This window comes from Photobacterium sp. AWH4_225 (assembly GCF_056158405.1).
Genome location: NZ_JBSWTF010000001.1, coordinates 138054 through 160380 on the forward strand (window position 1 = coordinate 138054; position 22327 = coordinate 160380).

The window sequence follows — 22327 nt, forward strand, 5'->3', positions numbered from 1 at the left end:
ATTATTTCAGATCAAACAGCACCTGACCAGTCATCTCTGCAGGGATTTCCATATCTGTTAGGGCCAGCATAGTTGGCGCCAGATCAGACAGTTTACCGCCTTCTTTCAGAGTTAGCGCTTTGTCGCCCAAGTACACTAGCGGTACGGGTAGGTTGGTGTGCGCGGTGTGGATACCACCGGTTTCAGGGTTAACCATCATCTCTGCGTTACCGTGGTCGGCAGTGATCAGTAGCTGGCCGTCCATTTCACGGATAGCTTCCACTACGCGGCCAAGACAGCCGTCAACCGCTTCGGTCGCTTGCACTGCTGCATCGTAAACGCCAGTGTGGCCAACCATATCAAGGTTAGGGTAGTTACAGATGATAGTGTCGAACTCACCGCTCTTGATGGCTGCAACTAGCTTGTCAGTTAGCTCTGGTGCGCTCATTTCAGGCTGAAGATCGTAAGTAGCTACTTTTGGTGAAGCCACTAGCTGGCGCTCTTCGCCGTCGAACTCGTTCTCAACGCCGCCGTTGAAGAAGAAGGTAACGTGTGCGTACTTCTCTGTTTCAGAGATACGTAGCTGCTTCTTGCCTTTCTTCGATAGCCACTCACCCAAGGTGTTAACTAGGTCTGCTGGCGGGAAAGCGATAGGCAGGTTGATGTCAGCTGCGTACTGGGTCAGCATCACAACATCAGCAAGGGCTGGGAACTGGGCACGTTCGAAGCCAGCGAAGTCAACCTCGAAGGCACGGGTGATCTGGCGCGCACGGTCAGCACGGTAGTTCATGAAGATAACAGCATCGCCATCTTCCATTGCTGCAACGTCCTGGCCTTCGGCACGGATTTCAGTCGCTTTAACGAACTCGTCGTTCTCGTCACGGGCGTAAGCCGCTTCAAGACCTTCTACGGCAGACGCTGCGCTGAACTCTGCTTTAGCAGCTGTCAGTAGGTTGTAGGCAACTTCAACGCGATCCCAGTTGTTGTCACGGTCCATTGCGTAGTAACGACCCACTAGAGAAGCAACGCGGCCTTTGCCTAGCTCAGCAAACAGAGCGTCGAAACGCTCCAGAGATGCCTGTGCGCTACGAGGTGGTGTGTCACGGCCGTCAAGGAAGCAGTGTAGGTAGATTTTATCAGCGCCACGCTTGGCTGCCATTTCAACTGCTGCGGCGATGTGGTCTTCGTGGCTGTGAACGCCGCCCGGAGACATCAGGCCCATGATGTGAACAGCTTTGCCTGCGTTAACCGCTTTGTCTACAGCACCAGTTAGCGCTGGGTTTTCGAAGAAATCGCCGTCGGCAATTGACTTGGTGATGCGGGTTAGATCCTGGTAAACGATGCGGCCGGCACCAATATTGGTGTGACCTACTTCAGAGTTACCCATCTGGCCGTCAGGCAGGCCAACATCCATACCTGATGCTGAGATCAGGGTATTTGCTTCGTTTGCCATCAGGCCGTCGATAACTGGCGTGTTGGCGTTAGCAATAGCGTTGTTGGCGTTGTCTTGGCGGTAACCCCAGCCATCTAGGATAACCAAAGCCAATGGCTTCTTAGCAGACATATGCTGTCCCTCGTATGTTAAAACCTGAAATGTAATTTCGATCAATTACCTCAACCTCCACAAGCGGGGGGGGGCTGAGGTAATTGATCGCAGCGGCCGTAATTTTACTACAGTTTATGGTGAAAACTGTAGGTCAAGATCAAACTATGCTGTAAATAGATTGTTATCTTTCTACGGAAATATATGCATTTCTGCCTTTCAGTGTAAGCCCTGAAGCACAGTTTTTTTACTTTTTCTTGTGCTGCAATAATGTTCAACCCAGTTAAGACTTATACTGAGAGCGCCAAGGGCCAGTGAGCCGCCGCGCGGATTTATTGCATCTTGCTGTACAACTAGACTGTCGCGGGTATACTCGGGGTCTTTGAATTTTGTCGACACGGGCCTGGGTTACCGCAGGCTGGTATTAGGAATATAGAGCGAAGGTCATGCAGCAATACATTGATTTTGTAACAAGTAACCCAATTATGTCATTGGTATGGGTTGGCTTGGTTGTGGCTATCATTTCGTCTTACGTCAAGCAAAAGACGGCAGGCTATAAGATTGTCACCCCGAATGAAGCGACCGTGATGGTCAACCGTGAAGACGGTGTGTTTGTCGATATCCGCAGCCGCGATGAATACCGTGGTGGTCATATTGCTGGCGCACTTCACATTTTGCCTAGCCAAATTAAAGAACAGAACCTGGCAGATCTTGAAAAATACAAGCAAGCCCCAATCATCGTAGTATGCAAGACAGGTCAAACGGCGCAAGAGAGTGCCAACCTGCTGAGCAAAGCGGGTTTCGAGAATGTAAACCTGCTTAAGGATGGCCTGATTTCATGGAACGAGGCAAATCTGCCGTTGATCCGCAGCAAGTCAGGCAAGGCGAAGAAATAATCTCGCTATCCCGCTGATGTCGATACCGTGCAGCGGGAACCCCTGAATTTTGTGCAGTTGTGATAGTTATCATGGTTGCGATATTGATTGGCCCACCCGTGGGCTCGAGAGAAAAAGGACTCTAACATGGCTGAAGCAGCAAACAACGAAGCGCAGCAGAACTTCCAAATCCAGCGTATTTTCCTGAAAGACGTATCTTTCGAAGCACCTAATTCACCTCAGATGTTCCAGAAAGAGTGGAACCCAGATGTGAAACTGGATCTAGATACCCAGAGCCGCGAGCTAGGTGAAGGTGTATTCGAAGTTATTCTTCGTCTGACTGTAACAGTGAAGAACGAAGAGGAAACTGCGTTCCTATGTGAAGTTCAGCAGGGCGGTATCTTCTCTGTTGCTGGTATGGAAGCTCCTCAGCTTGCACATTGCCTAGGCGCATTCTGCCCGAACATCCTGTTCCCGTACGCTCGCGAAACAATTTCAAGCCTAGTGGTTAAGGGTACTTTCCCTCAGCTGAACCTAGCACCGGTTAACTTCGATGCACTGTTCATGAACTACCTTCAGAACCAGGCGCAAGCTAACCCAGAAAACACTGAAGCTTAAGCTTTAGGGTGGACACAATGAATCCAGGCTCAGAACAAGCAATTTCCATGGCGGTGCTGGGTGCCGGCTCATACGGTACCTCATTGGCTATTTCCTTGGCCCGTAATGGTGCCAATGTGATCCTATGGGGCCACGAGCCGGAGCATATGGCACAGTTGGAAATGGACCGTGCCAACGAGGCATTCCTGCCGGGGGTCGCTTTTCCCGACTCTCTGATCGTGACGACTGATTTGGAGCAGGCGGTTAAAGCCAGCCGCGACTTGTTGGTCGTGGTACCAAGCCATGTGTTTGGCGAGGTCTTGGGCAATGTCAAACCGCATTTGCGTGAAGATTCACGTATTTGCTGGGCAACCAAAGGGCTGGAGCCGGAAACGGGCCGCCTACTTAAGGATGTTGCCGTTGAAGCGCTTGGCGAGCATGTGCCGCTGGCAGTATTGTCAGGGCCGACGTTTGCCAAAGAGCTTGCTGCGGGTATGCCGACAGCCATTTCCGTTGCGTCGCCTGACGATGAGTTTGTTCGCGATCTGCAGGATAAAATTCACTGTAGCAAAACCTTCCGGGTTTACAGCAACAGTGATTTTACCGGTATGCAGCTGGGCGGCGCGGTCAAGAACGTGATTGCTATTGGTGCGGGGATGTCGGACGGTATTGGTTTTGGCGCCAACGCCCGTACTGCATTGATCACCCGTGGCTTGGCTGAAATGTCACGCTTGGGTGCCGCATTGGGCGCACAGCCGGAAACCTTCATGGGGATGGCCGGCCTTGGTGATTTGGTACTGACCTGTACCGATAACCAATCTCGCAACCGCCGTTTCGGTTTGGCGCTGGGTCAGGGTAAAGACGTTGACCAAGCCCAGGAAGAGATCGGCCAGGTGGTCGAGGGATACCGCAATACCAAGGAAGTCTGGGTTCTTTCTCAGCGGATGGGGGTCGAAATGCCGATCACCGAGCAGATCTACCAGGTGCTGTACCAGGGTAAAGATGCCCGTGAGGCAGCCAAAGATCTGTTGGCTCGCGAGAAAAAAGACGAATAGCAGCTTGGACGCCACGGGTATCCAAATTGTGACTTAACGATGCAACGTAGGCTGCTTGGCCTGCGTTGTTTTTTTTTCAGGGCGCGTTAAAGTTAAAGCAAGCCGATACTAACAGTAACGATACCGAGGGTAATGTGAGGGAATGTCAACAATATGCCGTTTGGCAGGCAATCAAGCAGGAAGCAAGGGAGCAGTCAGAGCAGGAGCCAATGCTTGCGAGCTTTTATCATGCCACCATTATCAAGCACGATAACCTGGCCGCGGCGCTGAGCTATATTTTGGCCAACAAACTGGCGACGCCATCGATGCCGGCTATGGCAGTACGAGAAGTGATAGAAGAGGCTTTTGCCGCCGACTGTCTGATCACCGAAGCAGCAGCGTGTGATATTCGCGCTGTTGTCGAGCGCGATCCGGCGGTAGAGATGTTTTCTATCCCTTTGCTCTATCTTAAAGGTTTCCATGCCTTGCAGGGCTACCGGGTAGCCAATTGGCTGTGGAAGCAGAACCGCGTGGCACTGGCGGTGTATTTGCAGAATCAAATATCGGTAGCGTGTCAGGTGGATGTCCACCCGGCGGCACGTATTGGTCAGGGGATCATGTTCGACCACGCGACCGGGATTGTAATAGGCGAAACGGCGGTTATCGACAATGACGTTTCCATTCTCCAGGACGTCACCCTGGGTGGTACCGGTAAGGAAGGGGGCGATCGTCACCCGAAAATCCGCGAGGGCGTGATGATCGGTGCCGGTGCCAAGATCCTGGGTAATATCGAAGTGGGTGAGGGCGCCAAGATTGGCTCTTGCTCGGTGGTACTCAATCCGGTACCGCCGCATACCACTGTTGCTGGCGTACCCGCCAAGATCGTCGGCCGCCCGAGCAGCGACAAGCCATCGATGGACATGGATCAGCAGTTCAACGGCACCAGCCAGACGTTTACCGCCGGGGATGGGATTTAAGATCAGGCCAGAGGCCATAGGCTTGAGGTACGAGGAAGAGCAATGCTCAATGGTGTGATGGTGCCCCTGAGCCAATTTAAACACGTTCTTTAAACTAAAAAAGCGAGAGGAGTCCCTCTCGCTTTTTTATGGCAACAATCTTGACTAGCCACTAGCCACTAGCCACTAGCCACTAGCCACTAGCCACATCTATATCGCCCCTTTGAAACCAAATTGGCGCCATGCCTCGTAGCCGATAATTGCTGCGGCATTGGACAGGTTCAGGCTGCGGCTGTCCGGGTGCATTGGGATGCGCAGGCGCTGCTCGAGCGGCAGGCTTTCGATAAGCTCGGCAGGCAGGCCGCGGGTTTCCGGGCCGAATAGCAGCACATCGCCTTCTTCGAACTTGGCGTTGGTGTGGAAGTTGGTGGTTTTGGTGGTGCAGGCAAAGATCCGGCGCTCGCCGATGTAGGCAAGGAAAGCTTCGAAATTGGCGTGGCGGTGAACATGGGCCAGGTCGTGGTAGTCGAGGCCGGCACGACGCAGTTTCTTCTCTTCCAGATCGAAGCCCAGCGGTTCAATCAAGTGCAGGTTGGCCCCACAGTTAGCGCAGAGGCGGATGATGTTACCGGTGTTCGGGGCGATCTCCGGTTCGTAAAGGGCGATATCAAACATAGTAGACAATCCGTGGTGACAATCGCGCTATTGTAACGGAAAGCAAGCGCAAGAGCACAATGGTCAGTTCGGAATGAAAATATGGCCCTATCGAGATTGGTGAAGGACCGTACATTGGTTCTATTTCGAAAGCGGTAGGGTGATGGTTACTTTTAGGCCGCCCAGTTTGCTGCGCGATGCCTTGATGGTACCACTGTGCTGGCGGATGGCGCTTTCGGTGATGGCAAGGCCGAGGCCGGTACCGCCGCTGCTGCGATCCCGGGCGGTCGAGACGCGATAGAACGGGCGGAAGATATCCCCCAGTTCATTGTCAGGAACGCCTTCGCCGTTATCCTCAACTGTGATACACAGGCGCATTGCCTGGGTAGTAAAGCGGATAGTGATCTTGTCATCGCCATATTTGATGGCATTGCGCACCACATTTTCCAGCGCGCTGATCAGCAAGTTGGGATTACCATGCAATGGCCACTCTTCCAGCGAGGTATAGCTGAGCTGCTTGCCGCATTGCTCGGCCTCGAAGCGGGCATCTTCCAGCATGTCATACCATAGCGAGGCCGCATCGGTTTGCTCCCGTTGCTCATGACTGTTGACCTGCATCCGCGACAACTCCAGCAGTTCGCCGATCATGGTTTCCAACCGTTCGGCCTCGGTATCGATACGGGTCAGCTCATTGCTCTCGCCCTGTTTGCGCTTGGCCAGAGCGGTCGCCATGCGCAGGCGGGTCAATGGCGAGCGCAGTTCGTGGCTGATATCAGATAGCAGGCGTTGCTGGCCGCCAATCATGTGGTTGATAGCCTGGACCATTTGGTTAAAGCTGGCACCAGCCTGTTTGAACTCCTTGGAGCCGGATTCGAGTTTGGGATCGGCCTCGAATTCCCCCTTGGCAACGCGCTCGGCTGCATTCTGCAACCGGCGGGCAGGTAGCGATATCGCCCACGCCAGCCACAGCAGTAATGGGGTACTGATCAGCATGGTCAGCAACAGGAGCTGGAAGGGCTTGTCTAGAATTTGAATGAAGAACGGCGGTGGCTCCCTGACAATCCGGCCGATATACATCAGTAGGGTATCGCCCTTGTGCTTGACCTCGAATGGTCCAGCCATCATCCAGCGACCGTAGAGTTTCTGTTTGGGCTCACTTGGGCTGTCGGCCATGGTGATGAAGTTGCGCAATGCCTTACTCTTGCGCCGCGGCGAGATCACATCGCCATCGGGAGTAGTGAAGTAGAGCTGGAAACCCTTGTGGCGGTTGTGGTCGGTGAAGCGGCTGAGCTTCTTTTCCAACGAGCCGCCATCGCGGGAGATCTGGCTGGAAATGCTGGCAGCGGACTCCTGGAACCGATCCTGTTGCGGTTGGGGGATCGTGTGCTGGGTACGCGGGTCTAGATTGGGCAGCAACAGCAGTACCAGTACCACCAGTAGCAAGGTGAGCCAGAAAACCGCGAAGATGCGGCCATACAGGCTGGAAAAGCGTGGCAGCTTCATTATACGTCCTCGACCAGCAGGTAACCCTTGCCGCGCAGGGTCTTGATCCATGGCTTGCCGTCGTCACGCTCGGGCAGTTTCTTGCGCAGGTTAGAGACGTGCATATCGATGGCGCGGTCGAACGGTGCCAGCCGTTTACCAAGTACTTCCAGGCTGAGTTCGTTCTTGGCGATGATTTTTCCCGGGTGCTGGACAAAGTAGCTTAGCAGAGCCAATTCAGTCCCTGTCATCTCAATCGGGTTGCCGTGGCAAATAACTTCCTGGCGGCCCGGATAAATTTCGATGTCTTGATAGGTCAGGCACTCAGGGCCGGCTTTGGTAGTGCTGCTCTTGCTTTGGGTTCGGCGCAGGATTGCACGGATACGGGCCAGCAGTTCACGGTCGCTAAAGGGTTTGGGCATATAGTCATCGGCGCCAAGCTCCAGCCCGAGCACGCGGTCAATTTCCTCGCCCTTGGCGGTCAGCATCAATACCGGGGTCTCATGCTTTTCACGTAGGCGGCGCAGCATCTCGGTACCGTTCATTACCGGCATCATTACATCCAGTAAGATCAGATCGATACTGTCGTCGACCTTGGCCAACCCTTGCTCGCCATTGTTGGCTTCGACTACCTCGAAACCTTCCATATCGAGAATATCGGAAAGCAGGGAAGTCAGTTCGGTATCATCATCAACAAGAAGGATTTTGGCCATAGTGTCTACCTTTAATAAGCAACAGCGATAAGGTAAGTATCCCTAATCGTTGCAGGGTCGCCAAGTAAAACAGGTTTAGCTTTACGCAGTTTTACGTTTGCCAGACAGCCCTTTACCTTGCAGGGGGTAAGCTATATCCGTACCTGAGATTACGGCGCTGCATCAGCAGCCTCTATTGGAGAAGAACATAATGATGACTTTCAAGAAAACAATGGCGCTAGCAATTGCCCTTCCTCTAGCTCTGGGCTCTGCTTCTGCACTAGCCTACGGTGGCGGTAAACACCACAATGGCCATGGTGGTAAAGGTTGCGGTATGGATGACAGCCGTATGTTCCGTCAACTTGACCTGACTGATGCGCAGAAAACCGAGCTGAAAGAGCTACGCCAAGCCAACAAAGAAAACATGCGCGGCAAGATGGGCGAGCGCCATGCTGAAATGCAGGCCCAGCACCAGAAAATGCAGCAGCTGGTCTTGAGCGAAGACTTCAACGAAGCTGAGGTTCGCGCCCTGGCCGAAGAGATGTCCCAGCAGCAGGTAGAGCGTCGCGTCACCATGCTCAAGCAACGTCATGAAATGATGCAGGTCTTGACTGCCGATCAGAAAACCAAACTGCAGGAGCTACAAGCCGAGCGTGCTGAGAAATGCCAAGCCAAAATGGAACAGCGCATGGAGCGCAAGCAATCTAACTAATTGCTGCTAGATGATTTACGAAAGCCGCCAAAGCACTTGGCGGCTTTTTTGTTGCCTGCTGTTGGGCTAAGTGGGTTTGTAAAACATCGATTTGAATGATTTTGTTATTAATTTTCGTCATAAAACAGCTATACTGCGGGGTATTGCCCAGCCCTGTGCATTATGTCAGGTGTGATTATCATGGATGAGTTCACAATCACCCGCGGTCTTCCTCCTCATTTGGCACAACTGGAGGCTCCGGTGCCAGCCGTTATACTGAATAGGTATGGTATTCGGCTAAGCGCAACACTGCTTGCGGCACCAGCCCATAGGCTAACTGTTTTGCAGATCCCGGTAGCGCTATGAGGCGGCGATCATTCCCGCGTCATGATGAAGTTGCAGGCTATCGTGATATGAATCAACAAAATTTTTTATCAAAATTGTAATACTCCTACATTAGTAGGAAAGTTACAGTTTCGTGAGTCAGGGCCGTGATGGCCCGTGTGTCGGGAGGGGAACCCCGGCCGCTCATGTCGGATTTGAATTTTCATTTCCCAAAGTCAGAGGGTAACCATGATTAAGAAGATTGGTGTATTGACCAGTGGTGGTGACGCACCTGGTATGAACGCGGCAGTTCGCGGTGTTGTTCGTGCAGCATTGTCTGAAGGCCTAGAAGTATATGGTGTTTACGACGGCTATCAGGGCCTGCACCAGAACCGTATTGAAAAGCTGACTCGCTCAAGCGTATCAGACGTCATCAACAAAGGTGGTACATTCCTAGGCTCTGCGCGTTTTCCTGAGTTCAAAGAAGAGAAAGTGCGCCAGCAGGCTATCGAAAACCTGAAGATCCACGGCATCGACGCGCTGGTTGTGATCGGTGGTGACGGCTCGTACATGGGTGCGAAGAAGCTGACTGAAATGGGCTACCCATGTATCGGTCTGCCGGGTACGATCGATAACGACGTTGCAGGTACTGACTACACAATCGGTTACCTAACGGCATTGAACACGGTTATCGACGCGATTGACCGTCTACGTGACACGTCTTCTTCACACCAGCGTATCTCAATTGTTGAGGTGATGGGCCGCCACTGTGGCGACTTGACGCTGATGTCGGCGATTGCTGGTGGCTGTGAGTACATCATCACACCGGAAACTGGTCTGAACAAAGAAGAGCTGCTGGCGAAGATCAAAGAAGGGATCTACAAAGGCAAGAAGCACGCTATCATTGCACTGACTGAATTGATGACCGATGCCAACGAACTGGCGAAGTACATCGAAGACGAAACAGGCCGTGAAACCCGTGCAACGGTTCTTGGTCACATCCAGCGTGGCGGCCAGCCAACAGCCTTCGACCGTATCTTGGCATCTCGCATGGGTGCATACGCGGTTGATCTTCTTATGGAAGGCCAGGGCGGTCGTTGTGTCGGTATCCAGAACGAGAAGATGGTTCACCACGATATCATCGACGCTATCGAGAACATGAAGCGCCCAGTACGTAAAGATCTTTACGACCTGGCTGACAAGCTGTTCTAAGGGATTTCCCTTGAAGTAAAAAAACCGGCCGCGGCCGGTTTTTTTGTGCCTATTTGTTTTCCGTAAACTAACGGGCAAAGGCAATAAAAAAGCTACCCGGAGGTAGCTTTTTTTCATCAAACTGTATCAGTCAAAGAAGTGAATTACTTCTTCGCTTCAGCAGCTGCTTTTGCGATAGCCGCAAAGCTTTCAGCGTTCAGAGCAGCACCGCCTACTAGCGCGCCGTCGATATCTGGCTGTGCGAAGTAAGCTGCAGCGTTTTCTGGCTTAACAGAACCGCCGTACTGGATCACAACTTTCTTAGCCACTTCTTCGCTCTTCTCAGCGATGTGAGTACGGATAGCGGCGTGGATGCGCTGTGCGTCATCAGCTGTTGCTGCTTTACCAGTACCGATAGCCCAGATTGGTTCGTAAGCGATGATCGCACCTTCAAGCGCTTCAACACCCTGGGTGTTGATCACAGCGTCGATTTGACGAGCACAAACAGCCACAGTTTCGCCAGCTTCGTTCTGTGCTTCAGACTCACCGATACATAGTACAGGTGTTAGGCCGTGCTCTTTTAGGAACGCGAACTTCTTAGCAACGAACTCGTCTGACTCGTTGTGGTATTCACGACGCTCAGAGTGACCGATGATGATGTGGCTTGCACCAAAGTCTTTCAGCATTTCTGGAGAGATGTCACCAGTGAATGCACCGCTCGCGTTAACGTCAACGTTCTGTGCACCTAGGATGATTTTGCTCTCACCTTTGCCGATCAGTTGCTCAGCCAGGTCAAGGTACATAGCTGGTGGCGCAACGGCAACGTCTACACCTTCAACGCCTTTAAGTTCAGCATCAAGGCCTTTAAGAAGGTTAGATACCATTTCTTTGCTACCGTTAAGCTTCCAGTTACCCATAACCACAGGATGGCGCATAGCTTTTCTCCATATCAAATTGACTTAAAAAATACTCAATAGCTTAGTATACAGCTCTTGGGCGTAACCCGTTATTCAGTGCTGAACACTAGGCTATAAAGTATCACTGGACCGTTTGGCTTGCGGCCTTATCTGTTCACACCTCAGCAGCGCCAACATTACCACAGCTTAGGAAATCAATTTCCTGTCCGAAATCATATCTGTGCTCGGTTGTACCCTTTTCCCCGGCAAAAGTGAACCGCTACGCGGGAATTTTTTTCATCTTGATGCTATTCGCATCAGGCAGGTTGGAAAAAAGACAGTGATCCGTGATTGAAATATAGCCTGTATCTTTGGCTCTGTGGGACAAGATCCGCTAATGTTGAGGCCCATTTCAGGATAAAGCCATGCCAAGCATGACTTTTCCCAACAAAAATAAGTGAAGTGTAAGGCGCAAGGAGGAGCGGATGCCTAACTTAGTGATGGAATACGCCGAACCCGTTGTTGAGCGGGTCAATATCCCGGGTTTGTTGGATGATTTACATACGGTGTTGCTCGAGTGTGGGATTTTCGAGCCGGATTCGGTGAAATCACGCAGCTACCGCTGCCATAACTGGCAGGTGGGTGAAAACCGCGATCTCGAGACCTTTATCCACATTGAGCTGAGTATGCTGTCGGGCCGCAGTGCCGAGACCAAGCGTGTGCTTTCCCGTGCCTTGATGACGGTACTGGAACAGCATGCCAGCACGATCAATAGCCTGACCATTGATATCCGAGATATGGACAGCGATTGTTTCCTCAAGGTCAGCTGCTAGGCTGATTTGTCATGTGAGTCCGGCCGGGCAAAGGGCTTTATCTCGGCCTGGTGCTCGGTCAGGGTCTCCGGCGCGTTGAGGGCCTGGGCAAAGCGCTTTAGTTGCTGCTGCAGCTCGGCCATCAGCATGATGTTGGTATGATTCGGGTTCTTGCCTTTGGCGATCACCTGATTGATGTGGCTCATCTGCGCCCGTAACCGCGGCTGCATGTCGGCGCTGGCATTGCCGATGATTTCCTCGCTCATTGCCAGCCGCAATGCTTCGAGCTTCTCCGGCTCATTCTCGGCCATGGCTTTCAATTCATCGAACGGTGGCAGTGTCTGCATCGTGCTTCCCCTTGTTCCAACATCTCTCGTAATGACGGCATTTGGTACAAACGCCATGCAATAAAGTTAGTTGTCAATAAGCTCGGAAAGCTGACTCAGGAGTGAGACAAAAAGAAGTTAAGTCGTAGGGGATTGCTTGCGATAAAAGTAGAACGGGTGCAAGCCCGGGAGTGGGCCTGCAAAAAGTGATCCGAGAACCTGATTACCAGTAATGCTCCATGGTGATTTGCCCCGGTTTGCGGCGTAGGTTTTTGGTGAAGCCTTTCCCTTCTAAAACCGCTTTGGTTTCCCTCACCATCTCTGGGTTACCACACAGCATGATTTGGCTTTGCTCAGGCGTCAGGGTTAAGCCGACATGGCGCTCCAGCATGCCATCCTCGATAGCGTGCGGGATCCGGCCCGGCAGTGCAGGCGGCGCTGGTTCACGGCTGACAAAGGGCTGGACAATCAGCTGCTCAGGATATTGCTCTTTGAGCGCGTTGATTTCGCCCTGGTAACTTAAATCGGCCGAATAGCGCACCGCATGGACCAGCACTATCTTGCGAAAGCGCTTCCAGGCATCGGCCTCGCGTAAAATAGAGAGATAGGGCCCGATAGCGGTGCCTGTTGCCAGCAGCCAGAGCTGTTCGGCATCGGGGACCTCTTCAAGGGTAAAGTACCCATTGGCACGGGCAGAGATATACACTTCCTGGCCCGGCTCAAGGGCATGCAGCCGGGGTGACAGCAGGCCATCGGCAACACGGGTGGCATAGACTTCGATTTGGTCGCTCGAGGGAGGGTTAACGAAGGAGTAGGCGCGCTGGATCATCTTGCCGTCAATCTCCAGCCCCAGCTTGGTGAACTGGCCAGCTTTGAACGGCTCAATGTTGGCTTGCAGCACGAGACTGAACAAGTCATTGTTCCAATGTCGGTTATTGATAACTTTCGCAGGGATCCAGTCAGCCATAATAGTCTCCTCGTTATGATTTTATTATTCGATACGCGCAGCGCCTCTCTCCGGCAATGATGTGCTCTTGCCTATTAACTTGGTATTCGTTGCCCAGTAAACGTTGGAAAACCGCCAGCTCAGACTGGCAAAGGGATGGGCAGCGTTGGGCCGCGTGGCAAATAGGGCAGTGGTTTTCGATCAGCACGAAATCTTCGCCATCCTGGTGAAGCTCGGCCATATAACCTTCCCGCTCCCTGAGTGTAGTCAGGATCTGCAGTTTTTCTGCGATATTTTCTACCCCGGCCAGCTGGGCTTGGTATTGTTCAAAGGTTTGATCCTCCCGTCGATCGACAACCTTGCCCAGCCCTTCCTGGCCAAACAGCTCCTCGACAGAATCAAGCATTTGAATAATAAGATCGCCGTGGCGGTCGGCGAAGCGACGGTGGCCTTTCTGGGTCAGGTGCCAATGGCGGGTTGGCCGGCCGACTTTGGCCTTGATATCTTCGAAGTCGACCAGACCATCTTCTTCCAGCCCCTGCAGGTGTTGGCGTACCCCCATGGTAGTGAGCTGGAATTCCTCGGCCAGTATCTTGGCGGTGACCGGGCCTTCGCGCTTCATCCGGTAGAGTATTTTGTCGATGGTTTTCATAGTTACCTATGGTCACAAATTGGCTTAGTTAATTATGTAGCCAGCTTGCTAAATAAAGCAACAACTTTACAAAGTCAAAATGTGCTTAAGCAAAATCAATCGAGTTGAGAAAGGCATAGGGTGATAGGAAAGCGCAAAATGTAGAGATGAAAAAAAGCGCGCCAAGTGGCGCGCTAGAGAGTCTTTTCGCAGCCTTAAAGGATATGGCCCTTGATAGCGTCGTCTTTGCGATCCAGATAGTGGGTCGACTTGATGCGACGGATAGTACGGCACTTACCGCGGATCAACAGGGTTTCTGTGGTCGCGATGTTGCCCTGGCGGCTGATGCCTTCTAGCAGATCACCCTTGGTGATACCGGTGCCGGCGAAGATCACGTTGTCGCTCTGCGCCATATCTTCCATGCGCAGTACTTTGTTTGGCTCGATGCCCATCTCGCGGCAGCGGTCGATTTCCATCTGGCCGTGCTCGCGGTTTTCCGGCGTGTCGCCTTTGACTTCGTGGCGAGGCAGCAGGCGGCCGTGCATGTCACCGCCCAGAGCACGGATAGCAGCAGCTGAAACAACGCCTTCTGGGGCACCACCGATGCAGTACATGATGTCAACTTCGCTGTCAGGCATACAGGTCAGGATAGACGCTGCTACGTCGCCGTCTGGCACGGCGTAGACACGGATACCCATCGCCTGCATCTCGGCAATAACAGCGTCATGGCGTGGTTTTGCCAGGGTGATCACAACCAGGCTGTCTAGCGTCTTGCCCAAGGCTGCTGCTGTTGCTTCCAGGTTTTCAGCAAGCGGTTTACTCAGGTCAATCGCGCCTTTGGCACCCGGGCCGACAACTAGCTTTTCCATGTACATGTCAGGTGCTTTGAGGAACGAGCCTTTCTCGCCAGCGGCCAGTACTGCTAGGGCGTTGTTTTGGCCCATAGCCGTCATGCGGGTGCCTTCGATTGGGTCTACCGCGATATCTACCGCGTCGCCGCCGGTACCGACTTTCTCACCGATGTAAAGCATAGGCGCTTCATCAATTTCGCCTTCACCGATTACGATTTCACCTTCAATCTCGGTTTGGTTAAGCAGAGAGCGCATAACCTCAACCGCAGCACCGTCTGCTGCATTTTTGTCGCCACGGCCTAGCCATTTGTAGCCAGCCAGTGCAGCGCCTTCAGTGACACGAGAAAATGCCATCGCCAAATCGCGTTTCATGATTACTCCAGAAATAGAAATCAGTGGGCTAGGGCCTGTAGGCTACAGGCCCGAATAAATCTGGCGGCGATTCTAACACAGGTTGCAAGGAAACGTTTGCGTTAGCGCAAAAATGTTTATTTCTTGACGGTTCGCCGCCAGTCGACGAAAAAAGCCTGCTTGCGCAGGCTTTGGTAGGGGGAACTTGGGTAACGCTTGAAACGTGCTTTAGGCGCGTGAGTTAGATGTCGTCTTCGACCGCCCAACCCTTGGCACACTCGACCGCGCGCTTCCAGCCGTTGTAACGGCGATTACGCTTACCATCGTCGTTGCAGGCGATGAACTTGCGATCCAATACTGCTTTGTCTTTCAGCTCATCAATGCTGCCCCAGAAGCCAACCGCCAGACCGGCAAGGTAGGCAGAACCCAGTGCGGTCACTTCGGTCACCACCGGGCGGTGTACTTCGGTATCAAGAATGTCTGATTGGAACTGCATCAGGAAGTTGTTGGCAACGGCACCACCATCGACACGCAGGGTACCCAGCTTGATGCCGGAGTCAGCCTGCATCGCATCCAGTACATCACGGGTTTGATAGGCGACACTTTCCAGGGTTGCACGGATGATGTGGTTACTGTTGACGCCGCGAGTCAGGCCGACGATAGCACCACGGGCATACGGGTCCCAGTATGGCGCGCCAAGGCCGGTAAATGCAGGAACGACATAGACACCATTGGCACTACCGACTTTTTCGGCGAAGTACTCGGAGTCTTTGGCATCATCAAGCAATTTCACTTCGTCGCGTAGCCACTGGATAGAGGCGCCACCCATAAAGACCGCACCTTCCAGGGCATAGGCAACTTCACCGGTCGGGCCACAAGCCAAGGTGGTCAGCAGGCCGTTGTGCGAGGTCACTTTTTCCTTACCGGTGTTCATCAGCAAGAAACAGCCTGTCCCGTAGGTGTTTTTAGCCTGGCCTGGTTCCACACACATCTGGCCGAATAGGGCTGCTTGCTGATCACCGGCAATACCGGCGATTGGGATACGGGTACCGCCTTTACCACCGATGTTGGTTTCGCCGTAGACTTCAGATGACGATTTCACTTCCGGCATCATAGAGAGCGGAATATCCAGCGCTTTCAGAAGTTTTTCGTCCCACTCAAGGGTATTGATGTTGAATACCATAGTGCGCGAGGCGTTAGTGAAGTCAGTAACGTGTACACGTCCCTGGGTCATCTTCCAGATCAACCAGGTATCAACGGTACCGAACAGCAAGTTTCCAGCTTCGGCTTCTTCACGAGCACCTTCGACATTGTCGAGGATCCACTTGATTTTAGTGCCTGAGAAATAAGGGTCGACAACCAGACCGGTGTTGTCGCGGATATACTCTTCAAGGCCGGCTTTTTTCAGCTCTTCACAAGTATCGGCGGTACGACGGCACTGCCATACAATGGCGTTGTAAACGGGTTTACCGGTGTTCTTGTTCCAGACAATGGTGGTTTCACGCTGGTTGGTAATACCGATACCAGCGACTTGGTCCGAGCGGATCCCTGCTTTGGCCAGTGCTTCAACCAGTGTTGAGCTCTGGGTTGCATAGATTTCTAGAGGATCATGCTCGACCCATCCAGCCTTTGGATAAATTTGGGTGAATTCACGCTGTGACGAGCACACAATGTTGGCGTTGTGATCAAGCACCACGGCACGGGAGCTGGTCGTACCCTGATCGAGTGCAACAATGTACTTTTGCTCAGTAGTCATAACGGTTTCCTCTCATTGTCATTATATAAGGGTAGTAGAGTGTGGTGTTCGGATCGGCCTGTGCGGGGGCAGGCCGATAATGTTCTCTTTTTATGAATTTGTTACTAGGCGTTTGCTGCTTCTTCTGCCGTGTCTTCGCACTGGTTAGGTAGGGTGCAGCGGTTGCCTGGCAAGTAGGCGCCGATTGCTTTCGGGTATAGCCAACCACCGAAGGCGGCACCCATGATTGGAGCAAGGATAGGTACAATCATGTACGGGATATCTTTACCGCCAGTCAGGGCCATATCACCCCAGCCAGCTAGGAAGGCGAAGAACTTAGGGCCAAAGTCACGGGCCGGGTTCATCGCAAAGCCGGTTAGTGGGCCTAGCGAACCACCGATAACCGCAATCAAGATACCGATCAGCAAAGGTCCCATCGCGCCGCGTGGCGCACCGTTTTTCTCGTCGCCAATCGCCAGAATGGCAAACATCAGTACTGCGGTGATCACAAACTCCACCGCGAAAGCACCGGCAAATGACAATGCCGCATGTGGGTAGGTAGAGAAAATACCGGCAGTCGCCAGGCTGGCTTCGCTACCTCGAACGATACCGTTGGCAGCCTCGAACTCAACAAACAGGTTGCTGTATAGGCTGTAGATCAGCGCCGCGGTACAGAATGCCCCCAGCAGCTGGGCAACAATGTACGGTAGTACTTTGCGTTTGTCGAAGCCGTGGAAAAGGGCAAGAGCAATGGTAACGGCAGGGTTGATATGGGCGCCGGACACGCCAGCGGTGCAGTAGATAGCGATGGCAACGCCAAGGCCCCACATTATGCTGATCTCCCACTGGCCGAACTCGGCGCCGGTCAGTACCAAGGCGGCGACACAGCCGACGCCGAAGAAGATCAGGAGCCCAGTACCAATGAACTCGGCCAGGCATTCGCCGAGCAGGGTATGTTGTTTTTGGGTAGTCATGTTCAGTCCTTTTGTCAATGTCGTAGGGGTATAGCTTTTTTTGTATTTATGTGGGGCTAATGTACTCGAATCTACAAAGAATAAAATTGGACTGCGCGAAAAGTGTGCGTTCGAGCATAAAATGATTTTAATTTTTGCGCGTTCGCGCAAACGGTTGCCATTTTGCGGGAAATTTTCCCATTGCTACTTGTTGCGTAATTGGTGGGGTGGGGCAAAAATGTGCTTTGATGGTATGTGTTTGTTTCTAGAATAAAAAATCCGACCTAAAAAGGTCGGATGTGCCAGAGGGGCAAATTCTTGGAAAATTCCAAGAGAGATACGATCAAGATAAAAATTAGCACGCTGTTGGTGCATTAAAATAGAGTTTGATCGCAATTCTACGCATTTGACGGAGAGGCCGGATGAATTTTGCACGGCTTGCACATTTCTTTTGCCACACATTTCCTTTTTGCCCAGATAAGCGCTTGCAATGGCAGGGAAAGCAAGGATTTGATTAAATTCGTGCAAAATTTCCCCATTTACGACAAAGCATGGTATTTGTAGATGTCAGAAGGCGGTAGCCTCGTTAGAATAGGTGGTAATTAATCGTAAACGTGCCTGTGGGACGTTGCCTTAAACGGTTAGGGCAAACTGATAGGCTGAATACAGGTGGACAATATGTCATTAGAAATGTTGGAAAAGCTGGAAGCCAAAGTACAAATGGCTGTTGATACAATTTCTCTGCTACAGATGGAAATTGAAGAACTAAAAGAAAAAAATGATAGCCTGGCTGGTGAAGCACAGGCACTGCGTTCAGGTCGTGAAGAGCTGGAGCAAGAGAACAACAAACTGCGTCATGACCACCAGGCGTGGCAGGAGCGTGTTCGCGCGCTACTGGGCAAAATGGAACACGTGGAATAATCATGTTTCCGCTGGCAGCCAATGTGGTGCCAGTTCTCAGAAACAAAAACAGAGCCGATTGGCTCTGTTTTTTTATGTCTGCAAAATAGCTGCTATTGCGGCAATGACTAGTCGATATCCAGCGGCTCTGGTGAGAGGATCACCCCGGTGTTATCGGCATAGATATGGTCTTCAGGCAGGAAAGTCACTCCGCCAAAATTAACCGCGACATCCATCTCGCCAATACCGTTTTCATCGGCACCGACCGGAATTGAGGCCATTGCCTGGATGCCGATATCCAGCTCGTCGAGATCATCGACGTGGCGGACACAGCCATAAATGATCAACCCTTCCCACTCGTTGTCAGCCGCCAGCTGTGCCAGCTCTGCGTCAACCAGAGCCCGGCGCAGCGAACCGCCGCCATCAACCAGCAATACCCGGCCAGCCCCGCCTTCTTGCAGTGCGGTGCGGATCAGGCTGCTGTCTTCGAAGCATTTAACGGTAGTAATTTGGCCGCCGAAGGAGCTACGACCGCCATAGGAGCTGAACATGGGTTCGACGACGTCAACTTTGTCGAGATAGATATCGCATAACTCGGACGTATTGTATTCCATAAGCGCGCTTCTTCTGTGGCAATTGAAAAGGGTTGTCTTGGCCGCCACCAAGGGCGGCCAAACTTAACTTGTTGAAAGTATAACCAGTTATTTAGCCTTCGTACAAGGATATATCCCTGTAAGAGCTAGGGTTAATTAGGCTGCTGCCAGCACCACACCGGCAGCGAACAACACGTTGGTCAGCAGTGCGCATTTGACCATGGTTGCCATCATCGGGCGTAGGGCTGCGCCGTCTGTCGATTGCAGTACCTGCTTACCGTGCTTGAACAGCAATGGTGCGCTGAGAATAAACAACCAGCCAAACGGCGAGTGCAGCTCTAGCATGGCAAACAGTGCCAGGCAAAGTACGCTGCCAACCAATAGGAACAGGTGATATTTGCGGCCCCATTCCGGCCCCATGCGTACCGCGAGGGTCAGCTTGCCGCATTCTCGGTCATTGTCGATATCGCGCAGATTGTTGATGTTCAGTACGCCTACCGCCAACAGGCCACAGGCGGTCGCCGGCAGCATAATGATCGAATCAATCTGGCCGGCTTGTAGGTAGTAGGTCCCTGCTACGCCCAACCAGCCAAAGAACATCAAGACTGACAGATCACCCAAACCACGGTAGCCATATGGCTTGTTACCCACGGTGTAGGCAATGGATGCTGCAATCGCCATCAGGCCAAGCAGCATGAAACCCACCATATCCTGCAGGTTGTTGGTGGCGATGAAAATCAGGCTCAGGCCACTGATAGCGGTCATGATGATATTGAGGATCATCGCCTTGCGCATCGCGGTCGGGGTGACGAGGCCTGACTGGATCGCACGCTGGGGCCCCAGACGTTGATCGTTGTCCGTTCCTTTCACCGCATCACCGTAGTCATTGGCGAGGTTGGAGAGAATTTGCAATAACAGTGCGGTCAGCAGGGCCAAGCCTGCAATAACTGCGGAGAAACTTCCTTGCCATCCTGCTACTGCACTGCCACAAACAATTGAGGCGATGGCTAGAGGCAGGGTTTTCGGTCTTGCTGCATCGAGCCAAATTGCGAGAGAAGATGATTTCATAATGTGATCTTAAACCGATAAACGAGTAGGTGCCTATTATGGCGTAACTGTAGCAGGGGGCAACTTTATCGCCACTTTGTTTGTTTGAGAACAAAAAAACGGCACCCATTTGGGTGCCGTTTGCGAAAAGATTTGAGGCCGTATTACAGGATAAAGCGGCTTAGATCTTCGTCTTCGACCAACTCGCCCAGGCGGGAAGTCACGTAGGCATCATCAATCACAATCTTGTCGCCAGACTTTTCGGAAGCGTCGTAAGACAGCTCTTCCATCAAGCGCTCCATCACAGTGTGCAGACGGCGGGCACCGATGTTTTCGGTACGCTCGTTGACCTGCCAAGCAGCGTCAGCCAGCTTGTTGATACCGCTTTCGTCGAACTCGATATCGACAGATTCGGTTGCCATCAGGGCCTTGTACTGCTCGGTTAGAGACGCATTTGGCTCGGTAAGGATACGCTTGAAGTCATGACTGGTCAGGGCTTCTAGCTCAACACGGATTGGCAGGCGGCCTTGTAGCTCAGGGATCAGATCCGATGGTTTGGCAACCTGGAAAGCACCAGATGCAACAAATAGGATGTGGTCAGTACGAACCATGCCGTGTTTAGTCGAGACAGTGCTGCCCTCAACCAGTGGCAGTAGGTCGCGCTGGACACCTTCGCGAGACACATCAGGGCCTGACGTATCGCCACGCTTACAGATCTTGTCGATTTCGTCTAGGAATACGATACCGTTGTTCTCAACCGCGAAGATAGCTTGCTCTTTGAGCTCTTCCTGGTTAACCAGTTTCGCTGCTTCTTCTTCGGTCGCGGCTTTCATCGCGTCCTTGATTTTCATCTTGCGCTTCTTGGTTGTATTGCCTGAAAGGTTCTGGAACATACCTTGAAGCTGGTTGGTCATCTCTTCCATGCCAGGAGGCGCCATGATCTCTACGCCCATCTGCGGCGCAGCCACATCAATCTCGATCTCTTTGTCGTCCAGTTTACCTTCACGCAGCTTTTTGCGGAATGACTGGCGAGCTGACGAGTTGTTGTCGGCTTCTTCATTTTGTCCCCAAGCATCACGTGCCGGTGGCAGAAGGATGTCTAGGATGCGGTCTTCAGCAAGCTCTTCGGCACGGAAGCGTACCTTCTCGGTTGCCTGCTGGTGGGTCATTTTCATCGCCACATCGGTTAGGTCGCGGATGATGGTTTCCACTTCTTTACCCACATAGCCAACTTCGGTGAACTTGGTCGCTTCAACCTTGATGAAAGGCGCGTTTGCCAGTTTTGCCAGACGGCGAGCGATTTCGGTTTTACCGACACCGGTTGGACCGATCATCAGAATGTTTTTCGGGGTTACTTCTACACGCAGCTCTTCTGGTAGCTGCATGCGGCGCCAACGGTTACGCAGGGCAATGGACACCGCACGCTTGGCTTTGTCCTGACCGATGATATGGCGGTCAAGCTCGTGGACGATTTCGCGAGGAGTCATTTCAGACATAGCCATTCCTTATTATTCTTCAAGCTCTTCAATGGTGTGGAACTGGTTGGTGAATACGCAGATGTCACCGGCAATGGTCAGTGATTTCTCGGCGATTTCACGGGCGCTCAGGTCGGTATTCTCAAGTAGGGCGGTTGCTGCTGCCTGGGCAAAGTTGCCACCAGAGCCGATAGCGATCAGATCGTTCTCAGGCTGAACCACATCACCGTTACCTGTGATGATCAGCGAGCCCGTTTCATCGGCAACGGCCAACAGGGCTTCCAGTTTGCGCAGCATACGGTCGGTACGCCAGTCTTTAGCCAGTTCCACTGCTGCTTTTAGCAGGTGGCCTTGGTGCATTTCCAGCTTACGCTCAAAACGTTCGAATAGGGTGAAGGCGTCCGCTGTGCCGCCGGCAAAGCCAGCCAGAACTTTGTTGTTGTATAAACGGCGCACTTTGCGGGCGTTACCTTTCATAACGGTGTTGCCAAGGGAAACCTGGCCATCACCAGCGATAACGACTTTACCGTTTCGACGAACAGATACGATAGTTGTCACGGTCTTACCTCTTTTGGTCTGCTCCGGCCAATATGCCGGTCTCGATATAATGCAGATCTGGGGACGGGGTGAAGAAGTTTCAAGGGGGAAAAGAAAAGGATGCTGTGGTGGAATTTTGCGGCGGCTTGTAGCGGGATAAAATTTTAAGCTCTACCTGCCAGGGATGGCAGGTTGAAGCTACACGGATGTATTAATGAGTGATTAAAATTTTAATCCAGCTACTAGCGGGATTGGG

The 22327-nt window shown here is 52.4% G+C and carries 25 protein-coding genes; 9 read left to right on the top strand and 16 right to left on the bottom strand.

Annotated elements, in window-relative coordinates; genetic code table 11:
- Position 1: 1 nt before the first annotated feature.
- A complete protein-coding gene (gene gpmM / locus ACXAD4_RS00700) occupies positions 2–1543 on the bottom strand; it encodes a 2,3-bisphosphoglycerate-independent phosphoglycerate mutase (protein ID WP_475237911.1) in 1542 nt (513 codons plus the stop codon).
- 425 nt (positions 1544–1968) lie between these two features.
- Here gpmM and ACXAD4_RS00705 point away from each other — a divergent pair, with 425 nt between their 5' ends.
- From ACXAD4_RS00705 to cysE, 4 genes are all read left to right on the top strand, one after another.
- Positions 1969–2418, top strand: a complete 450-nt coding sequence (locus ACXAD4_RS00705) for a rhodanese-like domain-containing protein (RefSeq protein ID WP_475237914.1) — start codon at positions 1969–1971, stop codon at positions 2416–2418.
- A 126-nt stretch (positions 2419–2544) separates the two neighbouring features.
- Complete coding sequence (gene secB / locus ACXAD4_RS00710) at positions 2545–3015, top strand: protein-export chaperone SecB (RefSeq protein ID WP_317524097.1); 471 nt, start codon at positions 2545–2547, stop codon at positions 3013–3015.
- A 17-nt stretch (positions 3016–3032) separates the two neighbouring features.
- The gene (gene gpsA / locus ACXAD4_RS00715) at positions 3033–4049 is read left to right on the top strand and encodes an NAD(P)H-dependent glycerol-3-phosphate dehydrogenase (protein WP_475237916.1); all 1017 of its coding nucleotides are present in this window, start codon (positions 3033–3035) and stop codon (positions 4047–4049) included.
- Between the two features lie 134 nt (positions 4050–4183).
- Positions 4184–5005, top strand: a complete 822-nt coding sequence (gene cysE / locus ACXAD4_RS00720) for a serine O-acetyltransferase (protein WP_475237919.1) — start codon at positions 4184–4186, stop codon at positions 5003–5005.
- A gap of 189 nt (positions 5006–5194) precedes the next feature.
- On the opposite strand, the gene trmL is transcribed toward cysE, so the two are convergent.
- From trmL to ACXAD4_RS00735, 3 genes are all read right to left on the bottom strand, one after another.
- On the bottom strand, positions 5195–5659 hold the full coding sequence (gene trmL, locus ACXAD4_RS00725; protein WP_475237921.1) for a tRNA (uridine(34)/cytosine(34)/5-carboxymethylaminomethyluridine(34)-2'-O)-methyltransferase TrmL: 465 nt from the start codon (positions 5657–5659) through the stop codon (positions 5195–5197).
- Positions 5660–5779: 120 nt separating this feature from the next.
- Positions 5780–7141 (bottom strand): envelope stress sensor histidine kinase CpxA, encoded by a 1362-nt coding sequence (cpxA, locus tag ACXAD4_RS00730; RefSeq protein WP_475237924.1) that lies wholly within the window; start codon positions 7139–7141, stop codon positions 5780–5782.
- Positions 7141–7833: a response regulator gene (locus tag ACXAD4_RS00735; RefSeq protein WP_475237925.1), complete on the bottom strand. Its 693-nt coding sequence runs from the start codon at positions 7831–7833 to the stop codon at positions 7141–7143. Before ACXAD4_RS00735 ends, cpxA begins: the two co-directional genes overlap by 1 nt.
- A 190-nt stretch (positions 7834–8023) precedes the next feature.
- Here ACXAD4_RS00735 and ACXAD4_RS00740 point away from each other — a divergent pair, with 190 nt between their 5' ends.
- The 3 genes from ACXAD4_RS00740 (at position 8024) to pfkA (ending at position 10039) form a co-directional block, all read left to right on the top strand.
- The gene (locus ACXAD4_RS00740) at positions 8024–8524 is read left to right on the top strand and encodes a CpxP family protein (protein ID WP_475237927.1); all 501 of its coding nucleotides are present in this window, start codon (positions 8024–8026) and stop codon (positions 8522–8524) included.
- A gap of 180 nt (positions 8525–8704) precedes the next feature.
- Positions 8705–8869 carry a hypothetical protein gene (locus ACXAD4_RS00745; RefSeq protein ID WP_475237930.1) on the top strand — a complete coding sequence of 55 codons (165 nt, stop codon included), beginning with the start codon at positions 8705–8707 and terminating at the stop codon, positions 8867–8869.
- Between the two features lie 207 nt (positions 8870–9076).
- The gene (gene pfkA / locus ACXAD4_RS00750; RefSeq protein WP_317524089.1) at positions 9077–10039 is read left to right on the top strand and encodes a 6-phosphofructokinase; all 963 of its coding nucleotides are present in this window, start codon (positions 9077–9079) and stop codon (positions 10037–10039) included.
- 143 nt (positions 10040–10182) lie between these two features.
- On the opposite strand, the gene tpiA is transcribed toward pfkA, so the two are convergent.
- Entirely contained in the window at positions 10183–10953 is a 771-nt protein-coding gene (tpiA, locus tag ACXAD4_RS00755; RefSeq protein WP_475237932.1) for a triose-phosphate isomerase, read from the bottom strand.
- Between the two features lie 446 nt (positions 10954–11399).
- On the opposite strand from tpiA, the gene ACXAD4_RS00760 reads away from it, so the two are divergent.
- Complete coding sequence (locus tag ACXAD4_RS00760; protein WP_475237934.1) at positions 11400–11747, top strand: 5-carboxymethyl-2-hydroxymuconate Delta-isomerase; 348 nt, start codon at positions 11400–11402, stop codon at positions 11745–11747.
- On the opposite strand, the gene ACXAD4_RS00765 is transcribed toward ACXAD4_RS00760, so the two are convergent.
- The 7 genes from ACXAD4_RS00765 to ACXAD4_RS00795 form a co-directional block, all read right to left on the bottom strand.
- Positions 11744–12073 (bottom strand): DUF3135 domain-containing protein, encoded by a 330-nt coding sequence (locus ACXAD4_RS00765; RefSeq protein WP_475237936.1) that lies wholly within the window; start codon positions 12071–12073, stop codon positions 11744–11746. The genes ACXAD4_RS00760 and ACXAD4_RS00765 overlap by 4 nt on opposite strands.
- Before the next feature lie 202 nt (positions 12074–12275).
- Positions 12276–13019: a ferredoxin--NADP reductase gene (locus ACXAD4_RS00770; RefSeq protein ID WP_475237939.1), complete on the bottom strand. Its 744-nt coding sequence runs from the start codon at positions 13017–13019 to the stop codon at positions 12276–12278.
- Between the two features lie 13 nt (positions 13020–13032).
- Positions 13033–13650, bottom strand: coding sequence for a helix-turn-helix transcriptional regulator (locus tag ACXAD4_RS00775; RefSeq protein ID WP_107298995.1), 618 nt, complete (start codon positions 13648–13650; stop codon positions 13033–13035).
- Between the two features lie 194 nt (positions 13651–13844).
- Positions 13845–14852, bottom strand: a complete 1008-nt coding sequence (gene glpX / locus ACXAD4_RS00780; protein WP_475237941.1) for a class II fructose-bisphosphatase — start codon at positions 14850–14852, stop codon at positions 13845–13847.
- 220 nt (positions 14853–15072) lie between these two features.
- Positions 15073–16587: a glycerol kinase GlpK gene (gene glpK, locus ACXAD4_RS00785; RefSeq protein WP_475237943.1), complete on the bottom strand. Its 1515-nt coding sequence runs from the start codon at positions 16585–16587 to the stop codon at positions 15073–15075.
- A gap of 104 nt (positions 16588–16691) precedes the next feature.
- A complete protein-coding gene (locus ACXAD4_RS00790) occupies positions 16692–17540 on the bottom strand; it encodes an MIP/aquaporin family protein (RefSeq protein ID WP_317524081.1) in 849 nt (282 codons plus the stop codon).
- Between the two features lie 183 nt (positions 17541–17723).
- Positions 17724–18047: a hypothetical protein gene (locus tag ACXAD4_RS00795; RefSeq protein ID WP_475237945.1), complete on the bottom strand. Its 324-nt coding sequence runs from the start codon at positions 18045–18047 to the stop codon at positions 17724–17726.
- 150 nt (positions 18048–18197) lie between these two features.
- Between ACXAD4_RS00795 and zapB the strand changes: the two genes are divergently transcribed.
- Complete coding sequence (gene zapB, locus ACXAD4_RS00800; RefSeq protein WP_039458641.1) at positions 18198–18440, top strand: cell division protein ZapB; 243 nt, start codon at positions 18198–18200, stop codon at positions 18438–18440.
- A 107-nt stretch (positions 18441–18547) separates the two neighbouring features.
- On the opposite strand, the gene rraA is transcribed toward zapB, so the two are convergent.
- From rraA to hslV, 4 genes are all read right to left on the bottom strand, one after another.
- Positions 18548–19033, bottom strand: coding sequence for a ribonuclease E activity regulator RraA (rraA, locus tag ACXAD4_RS00805; RefSeq protein WP_317524079.1), 486 nt, complete (start codon positions 19031–19033; stop codon positions 18548–18550).
- A 135-nt stretch (positions 19034–19168) separates the two neighbouring features.
- Positions 19169–20080, bottom strand: a complete 912-nt coding sequence (locus tag ACXAD4_RS00810) for a 1,4-dihydroxy-2-naphthoate polyprenyltransferase (protein WP_317524078.1) — start codon at positions 20078–20080, stop codon at positions 19169–19171.
- 143 nt (positions 20081–20223) lie between these two features.
- A complete protein-coding gene (gene hslU / locus ACXAD4_RS00815; protein WP_475237948.1) occupies positions 20224–21555 on the bottom strand; it encodes an HslU--HslV peptidase ATPase subunit in 1332 nt (443 codons plus the stop codon).
- Between the two features lie 12 nt (positions 21556–21567).
- Positions 21568–22092 carry an ATP-dependent protease subunit HslV gene (gene hslV, locus ACXAD4_RS00820; RefSeq protein ID WP_107299002.1) on the bottom strand — a complete coding sequence of 175 codons (525 nt, stop codon included), beginning with the start codon at positions 22090–22092 and terminating at the stop codon, positions 21568–21570.
- Between the last annotated feature and the right edge of the window lie 235 nt (positions 22093–22327).

Coding starts and splice junctions, on each gene's coding strand:
- gpmM (WP_475237911.1), bottom strand. CDS start 1,543: ATGTCTGCTAAGAAGCCATTGGCTTTGGTTATCCTAGATGGCTGGGGT.
- ACXAD4_RS00705 (WP_475237914.1), top strand. CDS start 1,969: ATGCAGCAATACATTGATTTTGTAACAAGTAACCCAATTATGTCATTG.
- secB (WP_317524097.1), top strand. CDS start 2,545: ATGGCTGAAGCAGCAAACAACGAAGCGCAGCAGAACTTCCAAATCCAG.
- gpsA (WP_475237916.1), top strand. CDS start 3,033: ATGAATCCAGGCTCAGAACAAGCAATTTCCATGGCGGTGCTGGGTGCC.
- trmL (WP_475237921.1), bottom strand. CDS start 5,659: ATGTTTGATATCGCCCTTTACGAACCGGAGATCGCCCCGAACACCGGT.
- cpxA (WP_475237924.1), bottom strand. CDS start 7,141: ATGAAGCTGCCACGCTTTTCCAGCCTGTATGGCCGCATCTTCGCGGTT.
- ACXAD4_RS00735 (WP_475237925.1), bottom strand. CDS start 7,833: ATGGCCAAAATCCTTCTTGTTGATGATGATACCGAACTGACTTCCCTG.
- ACXAD4_RS00740 (WP_475237927.1), top strand. CDS start 8,024: ATGATGACTTTCAAGAAAACAATGGCGCTAGCAATTGCCCTTCCTCTA.
- ACXAD4_RS00745 (WP_475237930.1), top strand. CDS start 8,705: ATGGATGAGTTCACAATCACCCGCGGTCTTCCTCCTCATTTGGCACAA.
- pfkA (WP_317524089.1), top strand. CDS start 9,077: ATGATTAAGAAGATTGGTGTATTGACCAGTGGTGGTGACGCACCTGGT.
- tpiA (WP_475237932.1), bottom strand. CDS start 10,953: ATGCGCCATCCTGTGGTTATGGGTAACTGGAAGCTTAACGGTAGCAAA.
- ACXAD4_RS00760 (WP_475237934.1), top strand. CDS start 11,400: ATGCCTAACTTAGTGATGGAATACGCCGAACCCGTTGTTGAGCGGGTC.
- ACXAD4_RS00765 (WP_475237936.1), bottom strand. CDS start 12,073: ATGCAGACACTGCCACCGTTCGATGAATTGAAAGCCATGGCCGAGAAT.
- ACXAD4_RS00770 (WP_475237939.1), bottom strand. CDS start 13,019: ATGGCTGACTGGATCCCTGCGAAAGTTATCAATAACCGACATTGGAAC.
- ACXAD4_RS00775 (WP_107298995.1), bottom strand. CDS start 13,650: ATGAAAACCATCGACAAAATACTCTACCGGATGAAGCGCGAAGGCCCG.
- glpX (WP_475237941.1), bottom strand. CDS start 14,852: ATGAAACGCGATTTGGCGATGGCATTTTCTCGTGTCACTGAAGGCGCT.
- glpK (WP_475237943.1), bottom strand. CDS start 16,587: ATGACTACTGAGCAAAAGTACATTGTTGCACTCGATCAGGGTACGACC.
- ACXAD4_RS00790 (WP_317524081.1), bottom strand. CDS start 17,540: ATGACTACCCAAAAACAACATACCCTGCTCGGCGAATGCCTGGCCGAG.
- zapB (WP_039458641.1), top strand. CDS start 18,198: ATGTCATTAGAAATGTTGGAAAAGCTGGAAGCCAAAGTACAAATGGCT.
- rraA (WP_317524079.1), bottom strand. CDS start 19,033: ATGGAATACAATACGTCCGAGTTATGCGATATCTATCTCGACAAAGTT.
- ACXAD4_RS00810 (WP_317524078.1), bottom strand. CDS start 20,080: ATGAAATCATCTTCTCTCGCAATTTGGCTCGATGCAGCAAGACCGAAA.
- hslU (WP_475237948.1), bottom strand. CDS start 21,555: ATGTCTGAAATGACTCCTCGCGAAATCGTCCACGAGCTTGACCGCCAT.